Genomic DNA, 11,870 nt, shown 5'->3' with positions numbered 1-11,870 from the left:
CCGCAGGTAAATCCGCAGCGCTATACGTTAACGTGTTGCTTAAATCCGCATCGCTAAACGCCGTACTCGTGTCGATTGCCGTGATCGTCTCAGCATCATTATCAGCTTGCGCTGCAATCACGCCAACTTGCGTTGGCGCATCATTCGTACCCGTGATGGTCACGGTGATGCTGGCTGTAGATGTACCGCCTTCTCCATCAGACACGGTGTAGTTAATCGTGCTGGTTTCTGTCTCGCCGGCCGCTAAGTAATCAAACTCGCCATTCGGATTAAAACTGTAGCTACCATCCCCATTAACGGTAAATTCACCGTTGCCTGTGCCGCTACCATTGCCCGCTACCGCCGTCGCCAGGTTGCCGGCATCGCCCGCAACTTCACTCACCACTAAGGCGTCGCCATCCGCGTCCGTGTCGTTGCTCAATACCCCGTTCGCAGCAACTGTCAATGTGCTGTTTTCTGTCGTGGCACCTGTATCCGCAACCCCCACTGGCGCCGGATTCGTCACCGTCCAATCAAAGCTTTGATCAGCCGTGCTCGTGCCATCGCTTGCCGTCACTACAACGCTGTAAACACCCGCCGCACCGCCTTGGCTCGCTGAGTTATCAACCGTTCCACTGATCACACCCGTGTTCACATCGATCGTCAGACCCGCCGGTAATCCCGTCGCGCTGTACGTCAACGTGTCGCTTAAATCCGTATCGGTAAACGCGCCACTGGTCGCCAATGACACAACATCCGCATCCGCATCCGCTTGATTGGTAATCGTTCCCACCGCAGTCGGCGCATCGTTGGTGCCCGTAATCGTTACCGTGATACTCGCGGTTGAGGTTCCACCGTTACCATCAGAGATGGTGTAGTCAATCGTGCTCGTTTCGGTCTCGCCGGCCGCTAAGTAATCGAACTCGCCGTTCGGATTGAAGCTGTAGCTGCCATCAGGGTTTACCGTGAACAGACCATTGCCTGTGCCACTGCCATTACCCGCAGCGTTGGTGATTTGAGTCACCACTAACGTGTCGGTGGTGTCTGGGTCGGTGTCGTTGTTCAAGACACCATCAGCAGCAACATTCAGGATGCTGTCTTCTGTCGTCGCCCCCGTATCCGCAACCGCCGTCGGACCGTCGTTCGTGCCCGTCACCGTGATCGTCAGCGTCGCCGTATCCGTGCCGCCTTCGCTATCTGTAACCGTGTAAGTCACCTGCGTGGTGGTGCTTTGACCAACCGCTAAGGCTTCGAAGTCGCCATTGTCATTGAACGTGTAGCTGCCATCGGCATTCAGGATGAAGCTACCGCCATTCGTGCCGGCAACCGTCCCGCTAACATTACCCGCAGCACCATTCACTTCACTGACCGTCAGCGTATCGCCGTCCGCATCCGTGTCGTTAATCAATACGCCATTCGCCGCATTCACGACCAGCTGCGCCGCATTTTCATCGGTGGTATTGGTATCTGCCACCGCGTCAGGGGCAGGGTTACTTACCGTCCAAACAATTCCCTGCGTTGCCGTCGCGCCAGCATCATCTGTCGCCGTCACAACAACGTTGTACACCCCGTTCGTGCCGCCTTGGCTCGCCGACGGATCGATCGTGCCACTGATGATACCCGTCGCTGGATCGATGCTTAGACCCGCAGGTAAATCCGCAGCGCTATACGTTAACGTGTTGCTTAAATCCGCATCGCTAAACGCCGTACTCGTGTCGATTGCCGTGATCGTCTCAGCATCATTATCAGCTTGCGCTGCAATCACGCCAACAGGCGTCACTGCATCAAGGATATTGGAAGATACGCTACTTTTACTGCTGCTGATTTGTAAGCTTTCAAAGCCTAGAGCTATACCTTGGTTATCTTGCACACTTGTTATCGTGGCGTTCAGCGGCTCACTGTATTCAACAAGATTGTCGATCAGTGTTTCTACATAAAACACGACTTCTGAGCTACCGGCACCGATAGTTACAGATGCAGGTAGCCCAGCAAAATCCTTTATATCGTCGATCGTCGCCGCTAGGCCGCTCCAGTTAAGATCAACGGTTATAGTTTGCCCAGGAGCAACAATTACAGCATTGCCAGTTTCATCAACTAACCCTACCGTGTACTGAAGAACACCGCCTTCGAGTACAGAATCTTGGTCGACAGTAATTTGTGCATACACCGCATCAATAGAATCTAAAACTGTCACTGTCGACATGTCAGTCTGAATTAGATTTTCAAAGTTGCCGCCCGTAGTCCCAGTGATACCTATGCTATAGGTTTCTCCATCAACAAAAACATCGTCACTTTGAATCACGAAAGCATTTGAAGCGCCGCTGCTCGCGCCCACGGCGATGGTGATTTCTTCACCATTACTTAAGGTGATAACAAGATCGCTACCTGTTACAAGGTAATCAACGGACGCAGTGATGATATGACTCTCACCTTCTGTTCCATTCACATCACTTAGCGTGATAGTCGCCGCCGTCACTGTATCGCCGATAGTGACATCGGTGCTGCCATCAATCGGCGTTAGCTTTTCCACGTTGCCGTCATTGCCACTGACAACGAAGTCAGTTACTGATACAACGAAATCAGGTTCGACATACGCATCACTGTCCGGATATCCCGTTAATGCGATGGCACTTGAGTCGGCTCCAGCCCCCCATCCGAAAGTAATCGCACCGGTTGTAGCGCCGGCCACCACATTGAGCTGTGAACTCTGGCCATTACTCAAAGTGATATTAAACAATTGATCTGTCTGCAGGGCGTTATCCAACGTAACGGTATAAGTAATAGAACCGTTGTCTTCATCACCATTGCCCGCAGAGGTCAATGTGGCATTAGTGTTTTCAGTGTCCGGCTTGTTGAAACCTATATTGGGTACCCGAAAATCTATACTATTATCTCGTGAAAAACTTTCCGTTCTAAAACTGGAATTTAATAGCGTGGATTCATCAAGCATCATCCCTAATGGACTCAATACCTCTTGGATCCTAGCGACAGTGAAAGGGGTAATTCCATCGGCTTCAATAATTTCACCAATACGAACTAACTGTACAAAGTTGTGCCCTTCCATTACCCCGCTATTAGAACCACTGAAGTCAGTAGCGATTGGCGAAGTAGGGTCTTTAAATTCCCGCTCGGATATCTCAGCAGGTGTTTCTCCAATTTTCTCTTTAATAGAAAACACTTGATCGCCAGAAATTTGTTGGTTACCAAGTAAAGTAATTTGCTGGTTACCACCAAAATCAAGGTCGATACGTGCACCCGATTCAACAATTAAGGTTTCGTCAAAACCAACACTATCACCCACTTGAAGGACACGCAGTGTCCCGTCAACTGCTTTCGCCCAAGCCTTTCCAACTAGTGATACAACGATTGCTAAAGTATTCATGAGGGTCTCTCAAATTTTCTATTCATGCCTGACTTTTCAGGCACACTATGATTTTCCCGTCTAGCGTTCGCTTAAAGCATTGGCTTTAGCACGCAGCAGCGGCTTTAGTAAATATGACAAAATGCTCTTTTTCCCTGTCATAATGTCTAACTGTGCAGTCATTCCAGGGATAACTTGGAGGTGCTGAGCTGAGTCTTTTTCGGTGGTGATAGCTCTGACCAAGTAATATGTGTTATCGCGCTCATCGGTAATGGTATCAGCACTAATATGTTCCAACGTTGCCGAAATACCGCCGTATATTGAAAAATCATAGGCATGTAATTTTATTGTTGCCGGCAATCCTGGACGTAAAAAAGCGATGTCTTTAGGCGAAATCTTAGCCTCTACTAATAGCCTGTCGTCGCTAGGAACAATTTCTACTACTGCATTGCCTGGCTGCACTATCCCGCCAATAGTATTGAGTAAAACTCGTTGCACTGTACCGTTCACCGGCGAACGCAACTCAGAAAATTTCACCCTATCGGCCAGTCCTACTACATTTTTACTAAGACTATTTAATTGCGAGGACGAATCACTCAACTCTGCTCGCCATTGATTTCGAACGGTAGTACCAACCTCCAACAACTTAGACTCAGCTTCTTGAATACCGGCGCTGACCTGCCTTGCTCTGGCGGCAGCCTGAAGCCTCTCACCATTTGCAGCCGATTGATCTCGTTGCAGGCGCAAAATATCTATCTCTGATACAGCACCAGACACTAGCAGCGGCCTAGTGGCATCAAGCTCTTTAGTTGACATGCGGTATGCTTGCTCTGCGGCATTCAGCCTAGCATGAACCTCACTTAGTTCTTGCTTCCTCTGCGCCACTTGGTCACGAACAACTGCTAACCGCTCCTTTAACTCTTTCAAACTCGCTAAGTAATAATTTTGCTCTTGCTTTAATACTTGCTGCTGTTCTAGCGTGGCATCCTTATCAAAATCAAACGTAAGCTCTTCACCATTAATCTGAGCCCTTAACCGCTGCACTTTCGCACTTAATGCAAATGCTTTTACACTACCTTCTTGGAAATTCGCGACAAAACGAGTTGGATCTATACGTACCAACAAATCGCCTTTATGAACAATTGCGCCATCTTGAACAAAAACGTTCTCTATGACGCCACCATCCATAGACTGCACGATCTGCAATTGGCGTGACGGAATAATCTTACCTTCACCACGAGTAACTTCGTCAACCTCCGCCAACGCAGCCCAACAAATTATCAACGCGATTGTTACGGCAATACCATACAGCAACCCGCGCGCGCGAATAATCTGCTGACCAGCCATAGCTTGATTAGCATCAACAAGCCAATCTCGAGAGCCATTTTGAAACGCCGAAAAAAAGGGTTTAAACAAATAACCGACAAAACGATGCCCTTTCTCACCAGCAGCGCCTAATAAGCCTAATTGCTCAAAAGCCTGCTGTTCTATTTGCTTCTCGACCGCCACTTCCTGCGGCAATTGTGAGCTCTTATCAGTACTCACACACCACCCCTCGGAATTGCTCCCTTGGCAAGCGCCTGCAATACAGTATCCTTTGGCCCGTCAGCAACAATACGCCCAGCGTCCATCACAATTAACCTATCGACCATATCAAGTAAACTCGAACGATGGGTAATCAATAGAAGTGTTTTATCTTGGCTAAACTGATTTAAGGCGTTGTTTACATGCGCTTCCAAATTGCTATCCATAGCACTTGTTGGCTCATCAAATAACAAGATACTGCTATCAGCCATCATCGCGCGAGCAACGGCAATGGTTTGCCGCTGCCCGCCAGACAACCTGCCCCCAGCTTCCCCCACCTCCATGGACAAACCGTCGGCATGATTACCGATCAAACTACTAAGGCCTGATAAATTTATCGCTTCCGTAAGTTTTGCATTACTTGGGTGATCTATACCTAAGGTTATATTGTCAAACACAGTGCCACTAAGTAACTGCACGTCCTGCGGGATATAGCCTATGTTCTGACGTAGCTCAGTGAGATCAATTTGCTCAATGTGCACACCATCTATTAAAATTTTCCCAGAGGTTGGCCGGTAAAGGCCCAAAATCAATTTTTCTAAACTGCTTTTACCCGACCCGACCCGGCCCAAAATACCAACCCTCTCCCCCGCTCGTATATGCAGAGAAACTTCAGATAACGCGAGCTCATTCTCATTAGGGTAAGAAAATGAAACATTACGCAACTCAATTTCACCACGAAGTTTGCCACGACTAACGATCTGCTTGCCGGTATTTCGCTCCTGCTCGGCGTTCATTATTTGTTCCGCCGACGTCAGTGCAATTTCCGCCTGATAATATTGCGTTAACAGTGATGCAGTTTGAGATATAGGTGCCATAGCACGAGAAGACAACATGTAAGCAGCAATCAAACCGCCCTGACTCATATCGCCATTAATCACCAAATAGACGCCAACAATTATCATCACTACAGCCACTATCTGCTGCACCCATGCCGCGCCTGCACCTACGGAAATACCTAACATTCTTTGTTTTCCGGAACATGCCGACAAAAACTGTGTGGCCTGCTCCCATCCACGCTGCATACGACTAGTCGCATTAAAACTTCTTAAAGTAGAAGCTGTAACTAAGCTTTCGATAAGTCCCGCATTACGTTGAGCGCTAGCTTGACTCATCGTATCGGACAACTTGTGCATCGTCGCCTGAACAGAAAGCGCATATAGAACGATAATCGCTGCACCGAGAATAACTGGGATAACCATGACCCAGGAAATTAGCGCAATAATGACAACAAAAAGTAGGAAAAATGGCAGATCTATAATTGCAGTAACCGTCATGGAGCCAATAAACGATCGCACCGACTCAAAAGATTGAACGTTCGACGCAAATGACCCCACTGATGCTGGCGAATGTTCAAGTCGACTGCCCAAAATACGTTCCATTATACGAGAAGAAAGCTTTATATCGGCACGACTGGCGGCAAGCTCAACAAACCAACTACGCAACATTTTAAGAAATAAATCAGCGCAAACTATGATCATCACACCGGCCGCTAGAACCCATAAGGTATCAGTCGCATGGTTAGGCACGACTCGATCATAAACGTTCATCACAAAGAGCGGCATAGCTAATGCCAATAAATTAATAAAGAATGCGGCAATTAAAATATCGCGATAAACCGGCCTATTTAACCTTACAACACTCCAAAACCAGTGATTATCATCACGTTTATTAGAGCCAACCTCTGATGTACTTTTATCGGGTATAAATTCCGGACGGCAGTATATTGCAACGCCAGAGTAGTTTTTCTTAAAATCATCTAAGGAAAGAATATGCGGCTGCATATCAAATTCTGGCAAGAGCACTGTCACCGCATTATTTTTTATATCAACTTTCTGCAGCAAACAGGCCTTATTACTCTCAAGTAAAACCACACAAGGAAGCAAAAGCACATTCAAACGTTCTAAGGACTGATGCGCAATATGGGCGATCAAATTAACTCTTGACGCAGCTCGGGAAAAAACACCAGGTGCCAAGCGTCCATCAACAAGTGGTAACCCATCAACAAGCGCACTATAGCTTGCCTTAGTGCCCTCTTCAGACGCCAACCACAACAAGCAAGCCGCCAGTGGGTCATCCACTACATCCATATTAATTTTACATCCTTAAAAAGTCCTACTTTGAACACACCTAACGTTTCTCACCTGTTATGATATTTACTTTCTCCCATGTACCACTCTTACTTCGACACGACGATTTGCACTTCTGCCTACAGCATTTTCATTACTAGCTATCGGATGTGCAGCGCCAACTCCTGACACCATTATTACCGTTTCATTTATGCCATTATCGATGAGCGCATCACGTACAGCTATCGCTCTTGATAACGAGAGGTCGCGATTCAACTCATCGCTTCCCGTACTATCAGTGTGACCGATAACACTAATAGCCTGCACAGTCCCTCGCTCGAGCAATTTTCTTGTAAAGTCTTGTAAGTGTGGCATTGCACCTGGATTCAACTCTGCGCTACCTATATCAAACAAGGTATCATTACTTAGATTTAAAACTTCTTCAGACGCAATAGAATCTAGATACCGTTCAAAACGAAAATCTGCGTCCTGCGGCAAAGTACAATATCTGCCTAAGCCTGGAGTTACTGCATTATTGATATCACCAAGATCAGGAAATGACTCATTCGCTATAGAAAATGTTTCAAGTAATTTCCCCATGCTATGCAAGGTCTTCAATCTATTTATTTGCAAGTCATACGAACCATTAACGTAAGCGCGTTCAGATTGAAAAAACTCATTTTCTGAATCGAGGACATCCAGCAATGAGCGGCGGCCAATATTAAATTGCTCACGATAAGCTTCCAACACACCCAAGGCATCATCGCGATGGTTTGCTAGTGATGACATTTTAAGCTGTAGATTCAACACATCTCCGTGGGAGATAGTGGCTACTTGCCGTAAATCTACACACGTTTTATCACGCAAACTTTCGGCCTGGCCAATCCTATTATTAGCAGCACGCTCTGCAGCCCGTTCACTACCACCTCTATATAAGTTATACCGCAAGCGAAGCTCTACAACGGACTCCGCGCCAAAGGAATCTTGGTCTGTCCGAGAATCAAAGCTATTGTTGTTTTTATAAAAACCGGTTCGCGCCCCAAATTCAACTGTCGGATAACGGCCAGATTTTACTTCTTTATATGACGCCTCAGAGGCCTGAATCTGTTCAAACGCTGCAAATAAAGCGGGGTTATTCGCGTAAACATCTGCCAATACTTGTGACAAATCATTCGGGACAATACCATCAGCGATATCGTAAGAGGAAAGCTCTTCAGCCGGCAACCTCCCTACCAAACGCTGAAAACGAGCTGTAACGCTTTGTAAATTGGCAATCTCTGTTAGCAAATTAGTTCTAGCAAGCGACACACGGCCATCAATTTGTTTTAAATCGGCTCTATTACTCACTCCACGGTTAGTTCGCTCACTTACATGACGCTGCACACGACGGTGGTTGGCGACATTATTTTGTGCTAATGAGACTAATTCACGATGACGTAATACACTTAAATAGGCTTCACTCGCTTCCAATGCTTTCGTTTCCGCCTCGTCTAGAAGTTCATAATAACGCCCTTGACTGGCATGCTTAGCCCGAGCAACCGCACTCCTTACACGAAAACCATCGAAGAGCATTTGTGTAAGTGAAAACTCAGCTAGCTCTCTATCGTATAGACCACGACTATCAAACTCACGATCAGCACGCCCACTAGAGAGATTCAGGTCAACTACTGGAAAATAACCACCCAAAGCCTCACGTTCATCATGAGTAGATGCCAAGAAAGCCTCAAGACGCACTTGAATTTCAGGATTAGTTCTCAGCGTCTCGTTCACAACACTTAACAAATCGTCTTTCTGCTCCCCTGCTGCACTCATTGAGCATATGGTCATAAAGCATACAAGGGCCACACCGGTGAAATTTGGGACTATTTTCATAACATCCTCTGTAGCTGAAATACCCCCTTCTGGGAGCCAAAGTTGCCAATACAAGGCACAGAATACAAATCTGAAGAATTTCTCCATTGTACTAGACAGGTTAAAAAGTTACAGCTAAAGGAACGGCAATCCTCCCACTTCTAGCCAATTCTTAAAGTAGACATTATGCGAGTTCTGTCGCATAAATCAATTGGAGCACTAAATTATCCATAAGAGCTAGGCATGATCACTTTCAAAGGTCAGCACACTCCCCCAAATCCATTATCCGTTGACATACGACAAAGCCACGTACCACTTACAAGACTGTTTTAGGGCCAGATAAAAGACCAAAAAACTCTGACCTACGTGAATCTGGGGCTATTGAACAAGATGCTGATGTAATAATGTTTATCTACCGAGATGAGGTGTACAACTCAAACTCTGAATTCAAGGGGATAGCCGAGATTATTTTAGGAAAGCAACGTAACGGGCCAATTGATACTATCCGGCTTTCTTTTGAGGGAGAATGTAGCCGCTTCAGCGATTTTCCTGGAACAAATAAAAGGCACTGAAGTAGAGGAGGGGTTCAAATTTTAGTGCAATTAAATGCAAACAGCCGCCCCATCAATTTTACCTAAAGGTGGACATCGACAACTTCACCGCCTTGATTCACGGATTGCCAAAGATAGTGCCGCTTCCCATTGACCGATTTAAAACTTCGTCAACGTAAAACGGATCACCACAACCCCGGTGACTCCGTCGCAATCGGCGCGTGTAAATAGCGCCAATTAAAGCACTAGAGCGTGATATCCTCAGGGCTAACAATGCTCTCACGCTCGGCCAGAAAATCCTCTGTATCACGGGAAAACCGGTGGCGATTGTATATATTTACCACCCTAAATTAGCAGAAACTTTGAGTTAACTTGGCAATACCATGTAAACGACTCCGCGCTATTCTGGCGGATCAAAATAACTTACCTGTGCAATTGAGCTCTTCCATCAAGCGCTGTGCCATCGGGAGTGTTAGTTCGCTCGGAAAATAGGTATAGACCGTTCCCTGCGAGGCAATCCAATCTGCAATTCGATCAATGACATTACCCTCGCCACCTAAAACCAAATTGATCAACGAATCTAAGTATGTTTTTTTAGCCTCCCCTAAAATAAGAAAGTAAATTGCACGAGAAATGCATCGCAGCTCTTGATCGTTCAGTAGTTTTGACTGTACAAAATCTTGTGGCGAGGGAATTTCTGAAATGGAGCCATCTGTGACTTCACTTCGTAAATCATTGAGATGTCGAATTAATGCCTCAGAAGTGTGCTCTATGATCGAGTCCACATGACTAACGTCAATATCGGTAAAACGAGACATCAACCATGACTGAATGGCCTTCTCATTACTGGACTCACGCCCAACACCAAGAATAGCGACCATATCATCGCCATGAATCGTCGATAGTCGACTATCAAGTACTTTTGCCAATGAACCTGCCGTTTCTTTTGTTAATGTTTTCATTATTCCACTCCCCCTCCCATTCGCTGTAAAAGCAATCGCTCAAAAGCTGATCCATCTTGACGAGTTAGATTGGGAACGTAGCGTGAGTAGACTTTAAACAGCATCTCCGTGCTGGTATGCCCCATCTGTCTAGCGATCCATTCTGGTGCCTCACCGGAGGCCAGCCATAGTGTTGCTGCCGTGTGACGGGTTTGATAAAAACGGCGGTCTTTCATGCCCAGCAGTTTTAGTGTTGGCTTCCAAATCCGCTTGTTAACATTGAGCGGATCAATCGGCGTACCAACGCGCGTACAGAACACATACTCACTCAGAGTACCCGACGCTTCGTATTGCGCCTTTAACGCCTGATAGACTGGTTCTGACATATGGACTTCACGCTGAGACCCATCGTTCTTGGTGTATTCACGACCTAAGTGGCTATAGGTTTCCCGAACTAAAATTTCGCGTCGCTCGAAATCGATATAGCGCCACTGAAGACCGTGTACTTCGCCGGTTCGTAATCCTGTAAAAAATCGGACGGTAAAGTACGGTTTATAATCTGTCCGAACATTAGCAATGAACTTCTCAACTTCATCAAACGACAGTGGGTCGATATGCACCTTCTGAGTCTTAAGCCGTTTTACGTTCTGCATAGGGTTAGGAAATTCATAACGATCCGCACCCTCCGCAAGAATCGCTCCTAGTATCTGCATAATCTCATTGACGGTTTTTGCAGAAAGCGTTCGCTTCTTCATACTGCCACCGGTTTTAGCGATATCAGCCCGAAACGCTAAACAGTCTGCTTTCAAGATTTGGTGTATCTGCTTATCAGCAAAACGCGGCAGCAGATAACCATTAACATGTACCTTTGTGGAGATCATGGTGTTCCTGCGCCAGACAGCGTCATTTTCTGTTAACCAAATTTCGGTGAACTCAGAAAAAGTTGGCGTAGCACGCTCCATTACCGCTGGTGGCACTAGAGCCGCGGCTACATCACCGCTACCCACACTAGGTATTACACCGACTGAGGGAGTCGATGGTGGGCTTCCGAACTGGCCTGCCCTACCGCTACCTGGAAAGAACGCACCGTAATCAAATGTCCCCGCCACGATTTCACGCTCAATACGCTCGAGGACTTTTTCCATTTTTCGTCGGTTAGCTTTTGTATCCTTAAGAGTAGTTTGTTCGCGGCAGCGAGAACCCCGATAGTTGAAATCAAAAAGAAGAGTTCCTGTTTCCTTTCTAACGCTAATCTTAGGCATTGCATACACCTCCCGAAGCAAGAGGAATTGAAATAAGATCTGCATTTGACGCAGCAGTCATATCTCGCTCAATGTTTTCCCAAATATAAAGAATCTTTCTGCCACCAAAAGGGCGGATATAGTGCGTCCCTTCGAATAAAACCGAATCCTTAAGGCAAGAACGAATTGTGGTTGGCTCGTAGTGAATTCGAGCAGCTAGCGCATCAGTAGTAAGGTACGTATAACTCATGTATATTTCCTCTAAGTTGCCTATCCAGTTAGAAGTTAGCCTA

7 protein-coding genes and 1 pseudogene are annotated in these 11,870 nt (G+C 46.5%); 1 reads left to right on the top strand and 7 read right to left on the bottom strand.

The window, feature by feature from the left end; translation table 11 throughout:
- The 4 genes from O9X78_RS11375 to O9X78_RS11360 all read right to left on the bottom strand — a co-directional run.
- The coding region (locus O9X78_RS11375) for a cadherin-like domain-containing protein (protein WP_269619803.1) at nt 1-3,361 on the bottom strand (3,361 nt) is incomplete at its 3' end.
- Between the two features lie 60 nt (nt 3,362-3,421).
- Nucleotides 3,422-4,885, bottom strand: coding sequence for an HlyD family type I secretion periplasmic adaptor subunit (locus O9X78_RS11370; protein ID WP_269619802.1), 1,464 nt, complete (start codon nt 4,883-4,885; stop codon nt 3,422-3,424).
- Entirely contained in the window at nt 4,882-7,014 is a 2,133-nt protein-coding gene (locus O9X78_RS11365; RefSeq protein WP_269619801.1) for a type I secretion system permease/ATPase, read from the bottom strand. The genes O9X78_RS11370 and O9X78_RS11365 overlap by 4 nt, the downstream gene beginning before the upstream one ends.
- A gap of 66 nt (nt 7,015-7,080) precedes the next feature.
- Nucleotides 7,081-8,865, bottom strand: coding sequence for a TolC family outer membrane protein (locus tag O9X78_RS11360; protein WP_269619800.1), 1,785 nt, complete (start codon nt 8,863-8,865; stop codon nt 7,081-7,083).
- Between the two features lie 314 nt (nt 8,866-9,179).
- Here O9X78_RS11360 and O9X78_RS11355 point away from each other — a divergent pair.
- Nucleotides 9,180-9,416: pseudogene (locus O9X78_RS11355) on the top strand (DnaB-like helicase C-terminal domain-containing protein); the annotation flags it as partial.
- A gap of 392 nt (nt 9,417-9,808) precedes the next feature.
- Here O9X78_RS11355 and O9X78_RS11350 read toward each other — a convergent pair.
- Genes O9X78_RS11350 through O9X78_RS11340 form a run of 3 tightly spaced genes read right to left on the bottom strand, consistent with a single transcriptional unit; the run spans nt 9,809 to nt 11,827 of the window.
- Nucleotides 9,809-10,357, bottom strand: a complete 549-nt coding sequence (locus O9X78_RS11350; protein WP_269619799.1) for a hypothetical protein — start codon at nt 10,355-10,357, stop codon at nt 9,809-9,811.
- Entirely contained in the window at nt 10,357-11,598 is a 1,242-nt protein-coding gene (locus O9X78_RS11345; RefSeq protein WP_269619798.1) for a site-specific integrase, read from the bottom strand. Before O9X78_RS11345 ends, O9X78_RS11350 begins: the two co-directional genes overlap by 1 nt.
- The gene (locus tag O9X78_RS11340; RefSeq protein WP_269619797.1) at nt 11,591-11,827 is read right to left on the bottom strand and encodes a hypothetical protein; all 237 of its coding nucleotides are present in this window, start codon (nt 11,825-11,827) and stop codon (nt 11,591-11,593) included. The genes O9X78_RS11345 and O9X78_RS11340 overlap by 8 nt, the downstream gene beginning before the upstream one ends.
- Between the last annotated feature and the right edge of the window lie 43 nt (nt 11,828-11,870).

Origin of the sequence: Zhongshania aquatica (genome assembly GCF_027257955.1) — a bacterium.
Lineage (GTDB): Bacteria > Pseudomonadota > Gammaproteobacteria > Pseudomonadales > Spongiibacteraceae > Spongiibacter > Spongiibacter aquatica.
The sequence above is the reverse complement of the archived record's forward strand: the minus strand, read 5'-3'. Positions and strand labels throughout refer to the sequence as shown.